Origin of the sequence: Flavobacterium sp., from assembly GCF_027533505.1 — a bacterium.
Lineage (GTDB): Bacteria > Bacteroidota > Bacteroidia > Flavobacteriales > Flavobacteriaceae > Flavobacterium.
Genome location: NZ_JAPZUB010000008.1, coordinates 67,994 through 85,797, shown reverse-complemented (window position 1 = coordinate 85,797; position 17,804 = coordinate 67,994). Strand labels below are relative to the sequence as shown.

General features: G+C 42.0%; 18 protein-coding genes. 9 read left to right on the top strand and 9 right to left on the bottom strand.

Annotated elements, in window-relative coordinates; all coding sequences use genetic code 11:
* Positions 1-2: 2 nt before the first annotated feature.
* Both O9316_RS02635 and idi read right to left on the bottom strand, forming a co-directional pair.
* Positions 3-413 carry a 6-carboxytetrahydropterin synthase gene (locus tag O9316_RS02635; protein ID WP_298203705.1) on the bottom strand — a complete coding sequence of 137 codons (411 nt, stop codon included), beginning with the start codon at positions 411-413 and terminating at the stop codon, positions 3-5.
* A 2-nt stretch (positions 414-415) separates the two neighbouring features.
* Positions 416-943 (bottom strand): isopentenyl-diphosphate Delta-isomerase, encoded by a 528-nt coding sequence (gene idi / locus O9316_RS02630; protein ID WP_298203706.1) that lies wholly within the window; start codon positions 941-943, stop codon positions 416-418.
* 262 nt (positions 944-1,205) lie between these two features.
* Between idi and O9316_RS02625 the strand changes: the two genes are divergently transcribed.
* Positions 1,206-2,207 carry a bifunctional methionine sulfoxide reductase B/A protein gene (locus O9316_RS02625; protein ID WP_298203707.1) on the top strand — a complete coding sequence of 334 codons (1,002 nt, stop codon included), beginning with the start codon at positions 1,206-1,208 and terminating at the stop codon, positions 2,205-2,207.
* A 25-nt stretch (positions 2,208-2,232) separates the two neighbouring features.
* Here the strand turns inward: O9316_RS02625 and O9316_RS02620 are convergent, their stop codons facing one another.
* From O9316_RS02620 to O9316_RS02610, 3 genes are all read right to left on the bottom strand, one after another.
* Positions 2,233-3,810: an NAD(P)/FAD-dependent oxidoreductase gene (locus tag O9316_RS02620; protein WP_298203708.1), complete on the bottom strand. Its 1,578-nt coding sequence runs from the start codon at positions 3,808-3,810 to the stop codon at positions 2,233-2,235.
* 12 nt (positions 3,811-3,822) lie between these two features.
* Positions 3,823-4,890, bottom strand: a complete 1,068-nt coding sequence (locus O9316_RS02615; RefSeq protein ID WP_298203709.1) for a DUF2891 domain-containing protein — start codon at positions 4,888-4,890, stop codon at positions 3,823-3,825.
* 68 nt (positions 4,891-4,958) lie between these two features.
* Positions 4,959-6,482, bottom strand: a complete 1,524-nt coding sequence (locus tag O9316_RS02610; protein WP_298203710.1) for a T9SS type A sorting domain-containing protein — start codon at positions 6,480-6,482, stop codon at positions 4,959-4,961.
* A gap of 62 nt (positions 6,483-6,544) precedes the next feature.
* Here O9316_RS02610 and O9316_RS02605 point away from each other — a divergent pair, with 62 nt between their 5' ends.
* Positions 6,545-6,784, top strand: a complete 240-nt coding sequence (locus O9316_RS02605; protein WP_298203711.1) for a hypothetical protein — start codon at positions 6,545-6,547, stop codon at positions 6,782-6,784.
* Between the two features lie 128 nt (positions 6,785-6,912).
* Here O9316_RS02605 and recQ read toward each other — a convergent pair whose 3' ends face one another.
* Positions 6,913-9,108 carry a DNA helicase RecQ gene (gene recQ, locus O9316_RS02600; RefSeq protein WP_298203712.1) on the bottom strand — a complete coding sequence of 732 codons (2,196 nt, stop codon included), beginning with the start codon at positions 9,106-9,108 and terminating at the stop codon, positions 6,913-6,915.
* Between the two features lie 86 nt (positions 9,109-9,194).
* On the opposite strand from recQ, the gene O9316_RS02595 reads away from it, so the two are divergent.
* From O9316_RS02595 to O9316_RS02575, 5 genes are all read left to right on the top strand, one after another.
* Positions 9,195-10,160, top strand: a complete 966-nt coding sequence (locus O9316_RS02595; RefSeq protein WP_298203713.1) for a KpsF/GutQ family sugar-phosphate isomerase — start codon at positions 9,195-9,197, stop codon at positions 10,158-10,160.
* Complete coding sequence (gene tatC / locus O9316_RS02590) at positions 10,160-10,969, top strand: twin-arginine translocase subunit TatC (protein ID WP_298203714.1); 810 nt, start codon at positions 10,160-10,162, stop codon at positions 10,967-10,969. Before O9316_RS02595 ends, tatC begins: the two co-directional genes overlap by 1 nt.
* On the top strand, positions 10,966-11,316 hold the full coding sequence (locus O9316_RS02585; RefSeq protein WP_298203715.1) for a carboxymuconolactone decarboxylase family protein: 351 nt from the start codon (positions 10,966-10,968) through the stop codon (positions 11,314-11,316). The genes tatC and O9316_RS02585 overlap by 4 nt, the downstream gene beginning before the upstream one ends.
* A gap of 72 nt (positions 11,317-11,388) precedes the next feature.
* Positions 11,389-12,129 carry an LPS export ABC transporter ATP-binding protein gene (gene lptB / locus O9316_RS02580; protein WP_073363964.1) on the top strand — a complete coding sequence of 247 codons (741 nt, stop codon included), beginning with the start codon at positions 11,389-11,391 and terminating at the stop codon, positions 12,127-12,129.
* Positions 12,130-12,289: 160 nt separating this feature from the next.
* Positions 12,290-12,511 carry a hypothetical protein gene (locus O9316_RS02575; protein WP_298203716.1) on the top strand — a complete coding sequence of 74 codons (222 nt, stop codon included), beginning with the start codon at positions 12,290-12,292 and terminating at the stop codon, positions 12,509-12,511.
* On the opposite strand, the gene O9316_RS02570 is transcribed toward O9316_RS02575, so the two are convergent.
* Positions 12,508-13,338, bottom strand: coding sequence for a GH25 family lysozyme (locus O9316_RS02570; RefSeq protein WP_298203717.1), 831 nt, complete (start codon positions 13,336-13,338; stop codon positions 12,508-12,510). The genes O9316_RS02575 and O9316_RS02570 overlap by 4 nt on opposite strands.
* Before the next feature lies 1 nt (position 13,339).
* Positions 13,340-14,068 carry a CDP-alcohol phosphatidyltransferase family protein gene (locus O9316_RS02565; protein ID WP_298203718.1) on the bottom strand — a complete coding sequence of 243 codons (729 nt, stop codon included), beginning with the start codon at positions 14,066-14,068 and terminating at the stop codon, positions 13,340-13,342.
* 213 nt (positions 14,069-14,281) lie between these two features.
* Between O9316_RS02565 and O9316_RS02560 the strand changes: the two genes are divergently transcribed.
* A complete protein-coding gene (locus O9316_RS02560; protein WP_366941509.1) occupies positions 14,282-15,265 on the top strand; it encodes a PorV/PorQ family protein in 984 nt (327 codons plus the stop codon).
* A complete protein-coding gene (locus O9316_RS02555) occupies positions 15,266-16,384 on the top strand; it encodes a DUF4105 domain-containing protein (RefSeq protein ID WP_298203720.1) in 1,119 nt (372 codons plus the stop codon).
* Here the strand turns inward: O9316_RS02555 and O9316_RS02550 are convergent.
* A complete protein-coding gene (locus O9316_RS02550; RefSeq protein WP_298203721.1) occupies positions 16,364-17,758 on the bottom strand; it encodes an exopolysaccharide biosynthesis polyprenyl glycosylphosphotransferase in 1,395 nt (464 codons plus the stop codon). The two genes, O9316_RS02555 and O9316_RS02550, sit on opposite strands and share 21 nt — an antisense overlap.
* Positions 17,759-17,804 lie beyond the last annotated feature (46 nt).

The window sequence follows — 17,804 nt, the reverse complement described above, 5'->3', positions numbered from 1 at the left end:
GATTAATTCCCTTTAAAGGTCACAAAGTTACGTGGCGTTTCATACAACACCACTTCTAAATCTTTATCCAAACCGATATGAGGACGTAGTTTCTGCCAAATCACGACGGCAATATTTTCAGCAGTCGGATTCAACTCTTGAAATTCGGGTACATCCAAATTAAGGTTTTTGTGGTCGAATGCATCCTCGACAAGGGTTTTCACCAAGTCGGAAATAATCTTTACATCGATCACATACCCCGTTTCTGGGTCGATTTCTCCAGTTACAGAAACAATAAGTTCGTAATTGTGGCCGTGAAAATTGGGATTATTGCATTTGCCAAATACCGCTTGGTTTTGCTCCATCGTCCAATCTTTTCGATACAAACGATGCGCAGCGTTGAAATGGGCTTTTCGGGATACAGTAACGCGCATGATTATAATTTATGGTCTTCGAGGTAATGATAAAATTCGTCAAATATGATTTTAAACCATACGGTATAAATCTCAGGTTGGTTTTTCATGTCTTCACGGATGGCCTCGATATCCATCCATTTCCAACGCTCTACTTCTTCAGGATTGATGGCCGGTTCACCATTATAATACCCAATCATCACATGGTCCAATTCGTGTTCAGTCAACCCATTATCGAAAGGCGCTTTGTAAATAAAATGGAACAATTCTTTCAATTCGGTTACAAAACCCATTTCCTCCTCCAAACGTCTTTTACCCGCTTGAATATTCGTTTCACCCGCCCGTTGATGACTGCAACAAGTATTGGTCCAAAGTAAAGGAGAATGATACTTATGATGGGCTCGTTGTTGCAACATCACTTCATTTTTATCGTTTAATACAAAAACAGAAAAGGCACGGTGTAACACGGCTTTTTCGTGGGCTTCCAACTTGTTCATCAAACCAATAGGCTCATCGTTGGCGTTGACTAAAATGACTTGTTCTTCTTTCATAGCGGGATGTCTAGGGTCAAAAGTACAACAATTCTCGGGTAATTTTGTCGAAGCTTTACAAACAAGCGTTAAACTTTCCTTAAAGCATCGCCCTTTGTAAACTAAATTACGAATTGAAACGTATTTGCTTGATACCTTTGTATTGAAAAGCATTGAAAATATGAAAAAAATATATAGTTTATTACTCAGTTTAAGCTTATTGTCCACAACAGCATGTGGCCAAAACCAGCCACAACAATCCCAAAAAACAAAAAAAACGACGATGGAAAATACAATTCAAAAACCCGAAAATCCGTATTACTCTAACACGGATACGAGCAAACTTGTTTTATCTGATGCCGAATGGAAAAAAGTGCTTCCCCCCGACCTTTACGAAGTAGCCCGTCATGCCGATACCGAGCGTGCCTTTACGGGTTCGATGTGGAAGAGTGAAACCAAAGGCACCTATTATTGTGCAGCTTGTGGCAACAAACTATTTCGCTCCCAGCAAAAATTTGTCAGCAGTTGCGGGTGGCCTAGTTTCTTTGAACAAGACAATCCTAAAAGCATTTGGTTCCGACCCGATAATTCGTATGGTATGCAGCGGGTGGAGGCCTTATGCAGCCGTTGTGACAGCCACTTAGGCCATTTGTTTGACGACGGACCTGAACCCACGGGAAAACGCTATTGTATGAATGCCGTTTCGCTTGATTTTGTTCCTGATTCGGCTGAAAAAGCAGCACAATTGAAAACGGTAGTCTTAGGAGGTGGTTGTTTTTGGTGTGTGGAAGCCGTGTACCAAAATTTGAATGGGGTTGAAAAAGTGGTTTCAGGCTATGCAGGAGGCACTGTAGAGAATCCGAGTTATGAAGAAGTTTGTACCGGCCGAACGGGAGCTGCAGAAGTAGTTGAAATCACCTACAATCCTAATGTTACAAGTTTGGATGAAATCTATCAAGTGTTCTTCACGGTACATGACCCCACGACACTCAACCGACAAGGAGGTGATGTAGGTACCCAATACCGTTCTGTAATTTTTTATAAAAATGAGGATGAAAAAAAGGAAGCGCAAGCATTAATTGACGAATTGAACTTTAAAAACGTATATCCTTCGAAGATTGTAACCTCATTAGAACCCCTCAAAAAATTCTGGGCGGCAGAGGAGTACCATCAAAATTACTATGCCAACAATGCTAACAAACCCTATTGTCAAATGGTTGTTCGCCCCAAAGTGGAAAAATTTGAAAAAGTGTTTAAAGATCGTCTGAAAAATAAGAAGATATAGTAATTGATAAGCCCCAAAAAGTTAGCTACTCTTTGGGGTATTTTTTGGTCAACGATTCAGCAATTTTAAGTGCACATTTCTCCCCATCAATAGCCGCAGAAATAATACCCCCAGCATACCCTGCACCTTCACCGCAAGGATACAAGCCTTTAATTTGAAGATGTTCTAACGTATAGGGATCGCGCGGAATCCGCACGGGGGAAGAAGTACGACTTTCGGGAGCATGCAAAATGGCGTCATTGGTAAAATAGCCTTTCATCGATTTTCCAAAGTGTACAAAGCCTTCCCGCATAATTTGGGTTAAAAAAGACGGAAAGACGTCACCCAACTCTACCGAAGTTGTACCCGGCACATAGGAGGTTTTGGGAATATCGACGGACACCTTTTTTTGTGAAAAATCAACCATGCGTTGGGCCGGAACTCGCTGCGTTTGACCCGCCAATCGAAAAGCACGCTGTTCGATATCTTTTTGAAATTCCATCCCCGCTAAAGGTCCAAATTTGGCAAAGGGTTTGAAATCCTCCAAACGCAATTCCACTACAATCCCAGAGTTGGCTGTAGCTTGATCGCGTTTTGAGGGCGACCACCCGTTGGTAACTACTTCGCCCGGACTCGTCGCACATGGCGCTATGACCCCCCCGGGACACATACAAAACGAATACATCCCGCGTCCGTTGACTTGCTTCACTATCGAGTACGGTGCAGGCGGTAAGTAATCCCCCCGAAAATCACAGGAATATTGAATTTGGTCAATTAAGGTTTGTGGATGTTCTGCGCGAACGCCAAGAGCAAAAGGCTTGGCTTCGATGAGGATTTTTTTTCGATCGAGTAACTCGAAAATATCGCGGGCCGAATGCCCGGTGGCCAAAATCATTTTTTTGGCTTCAATACGCTGGCCATTTTGGAGTTCCACCCCTTGTACTTCGCCTTGAGTAACCAAAATATCCGTTACGCGTGATTCAAACAACACTTCGCCCCCAAAATGGATAATCGCTTGGCGTATATCTTGAATAATTTGCGGTAATTTATTGGTTCCAATATGCGGATGCGCTTCGACTAAAATTTCAGGAGAAGCTCCAAAACCAACCAAAAGTCGGAGAATGCGATCCACATCACCGCGTTTTTTGGAACGGGTATACAATTTCCCATCGGAATACGTTCCAGCCCCTCCTTCGCCAAAACAATAATTAGAATCTTCATCCACCACATGATCGCGATTGATGGCTTTCAAGTCCCTACGGCGGCCGCGCACGTCTTTCCCACGTTCAATAATGATGGGCTTCAAACCCAATTCGATTAATTGCAGTGCAGCGAATAATCCAGCAGGACCTGCACCTACTACAATGACAGGCGTTTTATGGGATACATTGGGATAATCGGGTAAGCGAATTGCTTCCTCAGTTAATGATTCCCCTAAAAAGTAAATCGTGGCTTTAATATTGATTTTAATCGCCTTTTGACGGGCATCAATACTTCGTTTTTGAATAATTACATGTTCGATTTCCGCTTCCGTTACCTGTACTAAACGTGCCACATGTCTATGCAACAACTCAGGCTGAGCAGCTATTTCGGGTGTAACTTGAAACTGAAGTTCTCGTGGCATGGAGCAAAAGTACTACTTTTCTAACGTTCCTTGGACTTCAAAAGCATACAAAGCAAAAGAAGCCAACCAATGTTCGCCTTCGTAATTGCCATCCACAATGGCCGGTAAAGAGAAATTGAGGTGACTTTGTGCTAACGCTTTCAAATGGGATAATTCTTTAGGAAAAGCATGGGCTAAATAATATAAATTCCACGCCCGACTAAAATTTAAACCATCTAAATGTACGAGATGACCATCGGTGCGATCGCTTACCCTTCCGGGGGCCCAAGTATAATTTTTGCGAAATAAATCGGGTGCAAAGGCTTTTAACCATTTCAAAAATGCTTTTGGCTCCATAATGCGTTGCATCAATCCAATTTCTTCCATACATGGCGAGAGAAAATCCGTTCCGCTGGGCTCCCATGCAAACGGGCAATCTTGATCGTTTAAGAAAAGACGAAGCGCGTTGTGACGTAAACATTGTTGTAAGGCTATGTTATTGGAATAAACGGCATAATCCCATGCTAATGCCATTCCAAAGGCTGTGTTGGTGTGCGTTCCCACGCGAAGGGCATAATTTAGTTTGGGTAAAAATTCAATATAACGCTCACACAACAATTGAGAAAGCGGTTTTAAGTTTTCCCCCAACGCATTTAATGTGGCATCTTTACTGCGTTCCAACTCCATCTGCAACTTTAGCACCCATGCCCATCCATAGGTTCGCTCAAACGATTGCTCATGCTTTTTGGATAAATACGCAATTTCAGCTTCAATATTGGCTTTGCTAAGATTAGTTTGTAGTTTTTCTATAATTTGATTTCGGTTGTCTAATTGCGGAAAATGATTCAACAAATAGACTAAACTCCAATGCCCATGCACAGCCGAATGCCAATCAAAACAGCCGTAAAAGGCAGGATGTAACGTTTTGGGAGAGCCCAATTCACTGGCATCGAGGAGTAATTGATTTAACTTATTAGGATATTCTTGTTGCAAACATTTTAAGGGCAAACGGGCTAAACCGTTGGCACGATCGAGTGTCAATTCTTGTGCTTTTCCGAAAAGAGTGAAAAGAAAAGCTATGCTAGTTATGCGAAAGTTCATGGGTGATTTTTTTGAATTATAAAAAAAGTCGGTCATACAACCGACTTAAAAATATAAATATTGATGTGTTATTGTTTCATAAACTTGGTAGTAGCAACTCCATTATCTGTGTTCCATTGAATTAAATATAAGCCAGAAGCCAATTCATTCACTGGAATGGAGGAAAGTGTTGACGCATGAGCAATATTTTTTACCAATGTTCCTTGTACATTATATATCGCAATGGATTGAAGGGGTATATTTTGATCATTCTGAATGTACAATACGTCTTGAACCGGATTTGGATAAACCCCAATGATTCCTGCTGTGAGTTCGGTGGTCCCTAAAGCCACATTACTTTCCATATAATCAGGAGTTCCATTGCCATTGGTGTCATCGTCAGCGGGATTACCATTTCCATTATAATCTTCTAAATAGGTTAAAACCCCATCTCCATCATCATCATTATCCAAATAATTGGGAACACCATCAGCATCGGTATCTAACAATGAATTTTGCACCGTATTGGCATTCATTCGAGGGAATACGTATTCTAGATTAGTAAGAATCATATCACCATCATCATCATTATCGGCGTAATTTGGAATTCCATCACCATCCGTATCGTCATTAGCCAAATTCGTATCGCCATTCAAATCTTCCAAAGCAGTAGGCACCGTATCAGCATCCGCATCGATGGCACAATCAATAGCCTGTAACGTCACGGGTTTGATTTGCCCATTAAAAACCGCATAAACCACTTGATTGGAAGAATTCGAGGTATAGACTGACCCAGTGATTGGATTGGATTGAAGAGTTGCATCTGTTAACGTTTGATATAATGCAACAGACGACGGATTGGAAGGAGCCAAATCATTTTGAAGAGTTGTCAAAAGGTATTCTCCGATTCCATCGTTGTTAGGGTCACAAACAACATAACTGTAATTGGCATAATACCCCGGTCTTGAAAATCGCCACGCTTCTTGTGATGCTGTCCAGAATCCAGTATTACGACCCGGAGGTGCAATCCCATTAGCCCCTGTAGCATCTATAAGCCCCGTTACGGTGCGACCCGAATTCATATTCGCACAAGCCTGTTTATCGATAAGAATAATGTCAATGAGATTGGAGGTTTCATGCAATACAATTTGAAACGTACTTCGTGAAGCAGAACATGCAAATAATGCATTTTGATAATAATATACCACAAATTTTCTATAGGGCGCTGTTCCATAAGTACTATATCCTATAAAACCTCCTGATGTGTTATACAAATCTTGATAAGCTCCAAGAATAGAATTTTTTACGGGGAATGTAGTATTTGGAATAGCTATTGAAAAGGAAAACGGTGAAAATAAATTTGCACTCGAACTTCTAAAATCAATATATCCATTGGTACTAATCACTACTTGATTGTAAGTTGTACCATAGTAATCAAACGAAAAAGGAAGGGGAATCAATCCAGAACACATATCATCGTTAGTATTGATATTAGTCAAAGTTCCTTGGTAGGAAACATAAGGAAATGAATTTACTGAGTAGTTTCCTTGGGCCTTGCTATAATTGATGCTAAGAAGCATAAATAATAGAATTAAAATGTACTTTTGTTTCATTGGTTTTGTTTGTTTTTTCAAATATACAAAAAAACCCATAACTACTGAAAATTAAACACTTAATGAATCGCAACATCAAACTCATTTGGGATTTTCGTGGTCCTACATCGGCAAAAACCGCTGCACATCATGAAATTCATTTGAAGGAATATATACAAATAGAAAAGCTACCCCTTGAAATAACCGGGCATGAAATTATGCATGAAATGCATGCCATCGCCTACATGGTGGTTCCAGAATCGCATATGATTGCGGTTCGAGATGCATTAAAACCGCACCGAGGAGAGGTATATGAATTATGAATTATGAATTATGAGTTATGAGTTATGAGTTATGAATTATGAGCCTGCCTGCCGAATGGCAAGTTATGCGTTATAAAAAACCGCAACCCGATTGTTCGAATTGCGGTTGGATAGGTTTTATAAAAAAATTAATTCGCTACTTCGCTGATAAATTTAATTCGCATCAAACGAAGTTCTTCAATATCATAGTCGCCGTCAAACTCACGTAAGGCATCTTCAATACGATCGGTTTCCGACTCCATAAAGTACTCATGAATCTCCTCTTGTTGGTCTTCGTCGAGTATTTCATCAATCCAATAGCCAATATTCAACTTGGTTCCCGAATAGACTATCTGCTCCATTTCTTTTAATAACGCGTCCATATTCATGCCTTTGGCGGAGGCAATATCTTCGAGCGATAATTTACGGTCGATATTTTGAATGATATAGAGTTTGTTCGACGAATTGGCTCCGGTAGATTTCACCACCAAATCATCGGGACGAATAATATCGTTATCCGCAACATAACGCGCAATTAAGGCGACAAAATCTTTACCGTATTTTTTGGCTTTCCCCTCACCCACGCCATGAATATTAGTCAACTCATCAATGGTAATGGGATACTTTAATGCCATATCTTCCAAAGAAGGATCCTGAAATACCACAAACGGAGGTACCCCCAACTGTTTGGCGACTTTTTTACGCAACTCCTTTAACATGGCCATTAAAGTTTCATCAGCAGTACCAGTGGCTTTGGAAGCGGCAACGATTGTTTCATCCTCACTTTCACTATACTCATGGTCTTCCGACATCATGAACGAGTGCGGAGAAGCGATAAACGCATGTCCTTTTTCGGATAGTTTCAATATCCCATAGGTCTCGATATCTTTATGCAACAATCCGTCGACCAATACTTGACGAATCAGCGCCATCCAATAGCGCTCGTCAAATGCTTTTCCACACCCAAAAAAGGGTTGCGTATCGGTGCGATGCGCTTTGATAATGGCATTGACTCGGCCGATAAGAGTAAAGACAATCTCTTTGGACTTGTACAAATGCTTGGTGTCACGTACGACTTCTAAAAGCAATTTAACCTGGGCTTGGGCTTCCGTTTTGGACTTGGGATTGCGCACATTATCGTCCATATCAGCACCTTCGCCTGTTTCAGCATCAAATTCTTCTCCAAAATAATGGAGTAAAAATTTTCGCCGCGACATGGAAGTCTCGGCATACGCGACCACTTCTTGCAGTAAGGCAAATCCTATTTCTTGTTCGGCCACAGGTTTTCCGGCCATAAACTTCTCCAGTTTTTCTACATCCTTATAGGAGTAGTAGGCGATACAATGGCCTTCCCCACCGTCACGACCTGCACGACCTGTTTCTTGGTAATAACTTTCTAACGATTTTGGGATATCATGGTGAATCACAAAGCGCACGTCGGGTTTGTCAATTCCCATTCCAAAAGCTATTGTTGCCACCACCACTTCAACATCTTCCATCAAAAACATATCTTGATGTTTGGCCCTGGTTTTTGCATCGAGTCCCGCGTGATACGGTACTGCACTAATGCCATTCACCTGCAATACTTGCGCAATTTCCTCTACTTTTTTACGGCTCAAACAATAGACAATGCCCGATTTCCCTTTGTTTTGTTTAATAAAACGAATGATGTCGGCCTCCACATTTTTAGTTTTGGTCCGTACCTCATAAAACAAATTGGGGCGATTGAACGAAGCTTTATAAACAGTCGCATCGGTCATGTCCAAATTTTTGAGGATATCTTCTTGCACTTTGGGCGTGGCTGTTGCTGTCAAACCAATGACAGGTATATTTCCCAATTGCTTTATTATTGAACGTAAATTGCGGTATTCCGGTCGAAAATCATGCCCCCATTCTGAAATACAATGCGCTTCGTCAATGGCGACAAAAGAAATAGGAACCGATTGTAAAAACTCTACATATTCCTCTTTCGTAAGCGATTCTGGGGCCACATACAATAACTTGGTTATCCCCGTGGCAATATCTTTTTTCACCTGATTCACTTCCGTTTTATTTAAGGAAGAATTCAGCACATGCGCTACCCCCTCAGTCGCCGACAAACTGCGAATTGCATCGACTTGATTTTTCATCAAAGCGATCAAAGGAGACACCACAATGGCAGTACCTTCCTGAATCAAGGCTGGCAATTGGTAACATAGGGACTTACCGCCTCCTGTAGGCATAATTACAAAGGTGTTCTGCTTAGCAATCACACTTCGAATCACACGCTCTTGCAACCCTTTGAATTGGGAAAATCCAAAATACTTCTTTAACGCTGCGTGGATGTCAATTTCGTTGGAATTCATTCTTTAGTTACAGGTATTTTTATCTAAATTTGCAACCATAAATATACAATAAACTTCTGTACGTACAAATTTTATAACATTTCATTTTGATAACGAAAGAAGCCCTAGTCGCGTGTGCACGGCGCACCTTACAATCAGAGAGTGTCTCGATTGCCAAACTCGCTGAATTTCTGGATGATTCCTTTGTCGCTGTGGTCGAACTTTTGTTTCAAACCCAAGGACGTCTGGTAATCACAGGAATCGGGAAAAGCGCCATTATAGCGCAAAAAATAGTCGCTACCCTGAACTCCACAGGGACACCTGCGCTTTTTCTTCATGCTTCTGAGGCAATACATGGCGACTTAGGCATGGTACAACCGGGCGACCCCGTACTCTGTATTTCCAAAAGTGGAAACAGTCCCGAGATAAAAGTACTGGTCCCCTTTTTAAAACGTCAAGGCAATATACTCATCGGCATGACGGGCAATCCTGAGTCCTATTTGGGAAAAGCCTCTGATTTTGTTTTAAACACATGGGTAGAACGCGAATCAGACCCCAACAACTTGGCACCCACCAACAGCACCACGGCCCAATTGGCTATGGGCGATGCGCTTGCGGTTTGTTTGATTGAAATGCGTCAATTTACCGCAGAAGATTTTGCCTTATACCATCCTGGAGGCGCTTTGGGAAAAAAACTTTTACTCAAAGTAAACGACCTACTCGATACAGCACACCGTCCTATGGTGGATCCGGATTCAGACATTAAACAGGTCATTGTGTCGATTTCGGAGGGCCGTTTGGGAGTCACCGCTGTGCTAGAGGCCGAACAGGTAATCGGAATTATTACGGATGGAGACATTCGACGTATGTTGAATAAAACAGAGACGATTACAGGCTGGAAAGCACGTGATATCATGACCGTCAATCCCAAAACAATTGCGCCCGACACCCTGGTGGTGGATGCTTTAAATCGGATGGAACAGTACGCGATCACCCAATTGGTAGTGGTAGAGGGCACGCACTATCTTGGCGTAATTCATTTGCATGACATTTTAAAAGAAGGCGTCGTCTAATGGCAAAAAAAGCACATAAAGAAATGTCCTTCATGGAACATTTGGAGGAGTTGCGATGGGTGTTGGTACGGTGCTCGTTGGCTACGGTAATCATGGCGTTTGCCACTTATCTGGTTAATGACTTCTTATTCAATTCCGTAATTTTCGGCCCTACGAAAGCTGAATTTGTCACCTACCGTTTTTTTTGTGATGCCTCAAAATATTTAGGTATTGCCGAGAATATTTGCATTACTGATTTGGACTTTAAAATCCAAAACACCTCGATGGAAGGGCAAATCAACACCTTTATTTGGATATGTATAACCGCAGGATTCATCTTGGCCTTTCCCTACATCATTTATCAATTTTGGAACTTTATCAGTCCCGCTCTATATGAAAAAGAGCGAAAAAGTGCCAAAGCCTTTATCATCGTTTCGTCGCTTTTGTTTTTTTTAGGAGTGTTGTTTGGGTATTTTGTGATCATCCCAATGACCATTAACTTTGTCTCGACGTTTCAAATTAGTACCGCCGTAGTCAACGAATTCAATTTGGAATCCTACATCAGCATGATTAAGAGTTCGGTTTTGGTGAGTGGTTTGTTTTTTGAATTGCCCGTAATCATTTACTTTTTGACTAAATTAGGATTAATCACGGTCGCCTTTTTGCGCAAATACCGTCGGTACGCCATTGTAATTGTATTAATTATTGCCGCTATAGTCACGCCACCCGATGTGGTGAGTCAGGTTACCGTATCCATCCCAATGCTCTTGGTGTTTGAGGCCAGTGTAATCATTGCAGCTGTAGTAGAAAAAAGAAGATTAAAAGCATGAGTCACCTTGTAGAAGAATTTAACAGTTACCGTTCAAAAATGAACGAAAAATTGATGGCCGACAACAATTTGGTCATCAAACGTATTTTCAATTTAGACACCAATGCTTACGCCGAGGGGGCTTTGGATGTGAAAACCAAAGAACTCTTAGGATTGGTTGCCTCTGCTGTATTGCGTTGTGATGATTGCATCAAATACCACTTGGAAACCGCCTACAAGCAAGGTGTTTCAAAAACTGAAATGATGGAAGCCATGGGAATTGCCACGTTGGTTGGAGGCACCATTGTGATTCCGCATTTGCGTCGTGCTTACGAATTTTGGGAAGCTTTGGAAACGCAAGAACCCTAATCATTTAACACTTTATTGGGCGATGAACACGATGAAAAAGTAGTAATTTGACCCCTAAACGTTTGCTGACTTATGAAATTACGCGCTGAACAGCTAATCAAAACCTATAAAAAACGAACGGTCGTAAAAGGCATTTCGGTAGAAGTAAACCAAGGCGAAATTGTGGGACTACTGGGTCCAAACGGCGCTGGAAAAACAACTTCTTTCTATATGATTGTAGGGTTGGTCAAACCCAACTCGGGAACGATATACTTGGACGATTTGAACATCACAGAATTCCCAATGTACAAACGTGCGCAACACGGTATTGGCTATTTGGCGCAAGAGGCGTCGGTGTTTCGAAAGTTAAGTGTGGAAGACAACATCATGAGTGTATTGCAATTGACCTCCCTTTCGAAAGCCGAACAAGAGGCCAAAATGGAGAGTTTATTGGACGAATTCAGCTTGCAACATATTCGCACCAACCGTGGCGACTTACTTTCGGGTGGAGAACGGCGTCGTACAGAGATTGCGCGTGCCTTGGCTACAGACCCTAAGTTTATCCTTTTGGACGAACCTTTTGCGGGGGTTGACCCGGTTGCCGTAGAAGATATTCAGCGTATTGTTGCGCAATTACGCAATAAAAACATTGGCATTTTAATCACCGACCACAACGTACAAGAAACCTTGGCCATCACGGATAAAACCTACTTAATGTTTGAAGGAGGCATCTTGAAAGCGGGTGTTCCCGAAGAGTTGGCAGCCGATGAAATGGTACGAAAAGTATACTTGGGGCAAAACTTTGAGTTGCGTAAAAAGAAACTCGAATTTTAACGCCCATCCGATGCGGATTGCCGGTTGCGTGAAGGATTGCAGCAAGTACCCACCGGACGTAAGGGAGGTGCGTACTGCGGAAAGCCTGACCCCGAGGAATCTGAATACCGCTTTGAATTGAAGCATCGCCTCCGAGGGGGCACGCCCAAAAAAGAAAACTATGAACCCTATTTCGAAAGAAACGCATCAATCGTGGATGGAAGAACCCAAAAATTGGCGTTGGGGTGGGTTGATCTACCATAATGCTGACGACCTGCGGTATTTCCCCCCAAAACCAATAGAATGGATGGGATGTATGGTCAATTTTGCGCATCCGAAAGCGGTGCTCGCTTTCGTGCTTCTGCTCGTCGTTTTGTTGCTCCCGGTTTGGTTTTTGGACTAAGGGTGTACGAGGTATTCTAGCATTTTGGGGGTACCGTTGTACAAATTGACATCGACTTTTTCGGGAATTCCCTCGACCCGTCCTTTTTCGGAAAACTGCCAAAACAACCACTCTGGCTGCAGGGTTTCGGCAAAGAAATTGTAATTGGCCACCCAAAATGTATACCCCGAAAATTCTTTCTTTAAAAAATCTTCATAATAGCGCTGTCCTGAGTAAATAATGGGTTTTCGTTGGTAATGCTTTTCAACGGCATCAAGCCATTTTTGCAAACCCACTTTTAGTTGCTCCATCGATTGATTTTCGGGCACTTGTTCAATATCCAACACCGGCGGAAGATCACTGGGCTGTAACGCAACCGAAGCGATAAACTTTCGGGCTTGCTCCAATGAATTTTCGTCGGGACGGTAGTAATGATAAACGCCGCGAATGAACTTTTTGGCGCCTTTCCAGTTGGCCTCAAATTGTGCGTCTTTTCGGTCACGACCACAAGTTGCCCGAACGAATACGAACCGAATCGGGCGACCTTCTAGCGAATCGACCGCTTCCCAATCGATAGCGCCTTGGTATTCAGACACATCAAGACCCACACAGTAATCGGGGTATTTTTGAAGAATTTGAAAAATACGGGCTTCAGCCACTTTATCTTCTTGGAGGTTGTGTTTGGACTTGAAGCTGAAATAATACAAAAGCGCATCACGGTAATGGAGCACTACTCCTGCGGTAAATAAAAGGACAAATCCCCAACTAAGTACTTTCGCCCAAGAAAAACGGGAAGCGGATGAGGACTTGCGACGAGCGGGTGCTTTTTTGCGCGGTGTGGCAGCCATGTTATTTTTTCATTCCTAACGTGGCGCGGGTAAAAAACGTATGCAACACCGAAACAATTACATACGAAAGAATGATGAAAGGCACCGCGACTATCTTTAAAAAAACGAGTAAAAGCATTGCGTAGGCCACAAAACCCAATTGCAATTTGTAGGCACTGATGCTAAATTTTTTAATTTTTAAAGAAAAAAGCGGAAGGGGTGCATTCATGACCCAGGTACTGAGTAGGGTGATTCCGACTAAAACCCACGGCTGTTGCAACCCAACAAACCAAGCTGGGTTTGGGGCATACCGAGCCACAAGCGGTAAACTCATAATAAATAAGGCATTGGCTGGAGTGGGCAACCCAATGAATGAATCGGATTGACGGGTATCGATATTAAAGTTGGCCAAACGATAACAAGCGCCTAAAGTGATCAGGAAGCCGAGGTAAGGAAAAAATCCATGAATTGGCATCGGAAACGCTTGACCACTCAACATACACATCATCACATACCCTGGGACAACACCACTAGTTACCATATCGGCTAACGAATCGAGTTGCACTCCCAAGGGACCTGCAACGCCAAATTTTCGTGCAAAAAACCCATCAAAAAAATCAAAAAAGATACCGAGACACACCCAGGAAAAGGCGACTTCAAAATTGAATTCGGCCGCGTGTTGGAGCGCAATGCATCCGCAAAGCAAATTGAGAAGGGTGAGAAAATTGGGAAGGTGTTTGAGCAACGCCATGCAATTAAATTTAAATCACAAAGGTAGCACAATAAGTGTATGTACAAACACGTTTAAAGACGTAGTTTTCGACAGGTTACTTGTTGGAAACCGCTCAGAAAATTGCTACTTTTGAAAAAAAAATTGCGCTTGAAAAAAATTGCTCCATGGGTATTGTTTTGGATTGCAGGGGTTTCCTTTGGCCAATCGGTACGGAAATATTCCAATGAGTTTTTGAACATTGGAGTAGATGCCGCTGCTTTTGGTATGGCTAACGCGGTTGTAGCGCAAACGCAGGATGTAAACTCGGTGTATTGGAATCCCGCCGGTTTGGTCCATTTGGAAGACGGACAAGCAGCTGCCATGCACGCGAGTTATTTTGCCAATATTGCCCAATACGATTATGCAGCTTTTGCCCAACCCATTGACACCGAAAGTGCTTGGGGAATTTCGGTCATTCGTTTTGGGGTTGATGACATTTTGAATACGACGCAATTGATTGACAGTCAGGGAAACATTGACTATAATCGCATCAGTAAATTCTCTACCGCTGATTATGCCTTTACCCTCTCTTACGCCCGTAAATTAAAAATCCCCGGATTCCAGTACGGCATCAATGCCAAAGTCATCCGACGTACGATTGGTGATTTTGCCAATTCTTGGGGATTCGGTTTTGATTTGGGATTGCAATGGGACCGCGACGATTGGAATTTTGGACTCATGGTACGGGATATTACCACCACTTACAATGTGTGGGCTATTAATGAAGAGGCATTTAAAAGCATTCAAGGTGCGGTAGCGGGACAAAATCAGGAGCTTCCTGAAAGCACCGAAATTACGGCTCCGAAAGCACAATTTGGGGTATCGCGTGAATTTGACTTGCACAACGAAACGTTTTTGCGGGTGTCGGGGAACCTCAACATGCAGTTTACCAAAACCAATGATATTCTAGCAACCGACGTGGTAAGTATCGACCCTGCTTTGGGAGCGGAATACAACTATACCGACTTGATTTTTGTTCGCGCTGGTTTGGGAAATTTCCAAAATGTAACCCAAATTGATGGGAGTCGTCGAATTGGTTTCCAGCCCAATATTGGCATAGGTTTCAAATACAAAGGCATTCAAATTGATTATGCCCTCACCGACTTGGGCGATCAAAGTGCTGCGTTGTACTCGAATATATTTTCTGTAAAAGTTGATTTTAGCATTTTCCGATAAATGAAGGCACTCCTCCGTTGGCTGTTTTTGTGGGTTCCCTTAGCATTGTTGGGACAGACACCCACCCTTTCCAAAGACGCTAAAATAAGTGTGCTAACCTGTGGCCGTGGTTCAGAATTGTACACGACCTTCGGACACACCGCTTTACGAGTTCAAGATACGATACAAAATCTGGATATTGTTTATAATTACGGGATGTTTGATTTTCAAACGCCCAATTTTTACCTCAAATTTGTCAAAGGGGATTTGCACTATTTTGTGGCTGCCTATGCCTTTTCCGACTTTTTGATGGAATACCAAATGACCGAACGTGAGGTGGTTGAACAAACCTTACGACTCACTCCCGAACAAGTAAACTCTTTATTTACGGTACTCAACCAATCGTTATATTCTGACGAGCGCTATTACACGTATAAATTCATAGACCGGAATTGTACCACCATGGTCTATGAAAAAATCAATGCCCTACTGGGAAAACCCATTTTGCAAAAGGTAGACGATACCGCAATTACATATCGGGAATTGTTGTACCCCTATTTCAACGACCATTTTTATTTTAAACTGGGCATAAATATTCTATTTGGGGCGAAAACCGATGAGGCCGCCACCCAGATGTTTTTACCTGTTGAATTGATGCATAGCCTCAACCAAACAAAAATCAAGGGAAAACCCATCGTGGTTGAAGAGAAAAAATGGGTAGAAGGAAAATCCTTAACGTCCGATTTTTCCTTTTGGAATAGCATCGTCGTAGTGATTTTATGTTTGGCCGCCCTTGTGCTGAGTCGCCGCGTTTGGATATACCATGGCTATTGGTTTTTAACAGGAGGGTTGGGGATTTTTTTGGTATTGATAGGCTTGTATTCAGAGCACAAAGAAGTATTATGGAACTACAACGCTTTATTATTCAATCCGATATACATTGTACTACCGTTTATCCGTTCGATGAAAGCGTTAGTGCGATTAATGGGAGTAGCGTTGGTAGCTTTGGGAATTTATGCCGTACTCTTATTCAATAAACCGCATCTTTTGTTGATGCTTCCCTTTGTGGTAGCCCATGTAGGGATGCTACGGATTCGTTTGCAACAAATTCGCAAAAAATCACTGCCCACGGTAGAATAAAATCGTACTAAAGGTTTTAATCACAATATTGATGTCCAAGAAAATACTGCGGTGTTTGATGTAATACAGATCGTATTGCAACTTCACCAAACTATCATCAATGGAATCGCCATAGGAATAATTAACCTGCGCCCAACCGGTTAGTCCGGGTTTCACCACATGACGGGTTTCATAAAAGGGCATGTTTTCGGCAATTTGCTGTACGAAAACAGGGCGTTCAGGACGAGGCCCAATAATCGACATATCGCCACGAAGAATATTGATAAACTGAGGAAATTCATCCAGTCGGGTTTTTCGCATAAATTTACCAAAAGCCGTTATTCGAGAATCATTCGCAGTGGTAAATACAGCCCCGTTAAACTCGGCATTTTTAACCATGGTTCGGAATTTATAGATGCGAAACACTTCCCCGTTTTTACCCACTCGTTCTTGCGTATAAAACAAAGGGCCTCGATTTCCAATGAGATTTCCAAAAAGAATTAATGGAAAAAACACGAGCCCCAATAGAAGTCCAATCACCGAAAAAAGCACATCAAAAATCCTTGAGAAAAGCAAATACAAATGATTTTGATTGCTTCGGCTAAAGGGGAAATACCGGTAAAAATCGCGCGAAACATATTGCACGGGAATGCGCTTTGTACTGTCTTCATACACTTGGGTGTATTCGCGAATAATAATCCCGTTTTCGAGCAAATGAATCAATTGATTGTAGAGATTTACCGTAATTCCATCGGTTTTCTGAGTAGCGATAACCAATTCAGAAATAGAGGTTTTACGCACAAAGGCTTCAAGATTTTGCGAGGGAATTCGGCGAATGGAAAAGGTTTTTGCACTATCGGCATCCGTTTCATCCGAATTTACAAAAGCAATAAATTTATAATGCGGATCGACGCTTTCGATACCTGAAATCAATGCATCCAACTGTTCTTGATCACAGACCAATATCGCCTTTTTCACGAAACGATGGGAGGCTAGAAAAAAGACATAAAACAAACGCCATAGCAGCAATGTGATAAAAATCGAAAGGAAGAATATGATAATTTGAATTCGATTCGACGGTAAAACAGGCGTGTAGATAGGCGTTAACAAATAAAACAAAACAGTCGTCGAGGTTGTCAAAATGATACTTCGAATGACTTGAAACTGGTTGCTTGCCACTTGCAAGTTGTACATTTCAAACACCGAGCTAAAAATATTGAGGTAAACCGCCAAAACGACCGACCAGATAAAATTGTCTTTGGAAAAGGTAAAATAGCGGAAATCAAAAAGCGAACTGATGATGTAAAGTGCCATTAAAACGAGCAACGTATCAAACAAGCGCAGCAATAATTTCCGTTCGGAGATTTCAAAATGTATTTTCTTGTTGCTATTCATTTAGAAGTTCCAATTACGGGTGCAAGTTACAAATTCTGAAATGAAA

Excerpts from the sequence above, each read along its gene's own strand:
- O9316_RS02575 (WP_298203716.1), top strand. The coding sequence starts at position 12,290 with ATGAACCCTATTTCGAAAGAAACGCATCAATCGTGGATGGAAGAACCC.
- O9316_RS02620 (WP_298203708.1), bottom strand. The coding sequence starts at position 3,810 with ATGCCACGAGAACTTCAGTTTCAAGTTACACCCGAAATAGCTGCTCAG.
- O9316_RS02570 (WP_298203717.1), bottom strand. The coding sequence starts at position 13,338 with ATGGCTGCCACACCGCGCAAAAAAGCACCCGCTCGTCGCAAGTCCTCA.
- idi (WP_298203706.1), bottom strand. The coding sequence starts at position 943 with ATGAAAGAAGAACAAGTCATTTTAGTCAACGCCAACGATGAGCCTATT.
- O9316_RS02565 (WP_298203718.1), bottom strand. The coding sequence starts at position 14,068 with ATGGCGTTGCTCAAACACCTTCCCAATTTTCTCACCCTTCTCAATTTG.
- O9316_RS02615 (WP_298203709.1), bottom strand. The coding sequence starts at position 4,890 with ATGAACTTTCGCATAACTAGCATAGCTTTTCTTTTCACTCTTTTCGGA.
- O9316_RS02550 (WP_298203721.1), bottom strand. The coding sequence starts at position 17,758 with ATGAATAGCAACAAGAAAATACATTTTGAAATCTCCGAACGGAAATTA.
- O9316_RS02610 (WP_298203710.1), bottom strand. The coding sequence starts at position 6,482 with ATGAAACAAAAGTACATTTTAATTCTATTATTTATGCTTCTTAGCATC.
- O9316_RS02605 (WP_298203711.1), top strand. The coding sequence starts at position 6,545 with ATGAATCGCAACATCAAACTCATTTGGGATTTTCGTGGTCCTACATCG.
- O9316_RS02625 (WP_298203707.1), top strand. The coding sequence starts at position 1,206 with ATGGAAAATACAATTCAAAAACCCGAAAATCCGTATTACTCTAACACG.
- O9316_RS02635 (WP_298203705.1), bottom strand. The coding sequence starts at position 413 with ATGCGCGTTACTGTATCCCGAAAAGCCCATTTCAACGCTGCGCATCGT.
- O9316_RS02585 (WP_298203715.1), top strand. The coding sequence starts at position 10,966 with ATGAGTCACCTTGTAGAAGAATTTAACAGTTACCGTTCAAAAATGAAC.
- tatC (WP_298203714.1), top strand. The coding sequence starts at position 10,160 with ATGGCAAAAAAAGCACATAAAGAAATGTCCTTCATGGAACATTTGGAG.
- lptB (WP_073363964.1), top strand. The coding sequence starts at position 11,389 with ATGAAATTACGCGCTGAACAGCTAATCAAAACCTATAAAAAACGAACG.
- recQ (WP_298203712.1), bottom strand. The coding sequence starts at position 9,108 with ATGAATTCCAACGAAATTGACATCCACGCAGCGTTAAAGAAGTATTTT.
- O9316_RS02555 (WP_298203720.1), top strand. The coding sequence starts at position 15,266 with ATGAAGGCACTCCTCCGTTGGCTGTTTTTGTGGGTTCCCTTAGCATTG.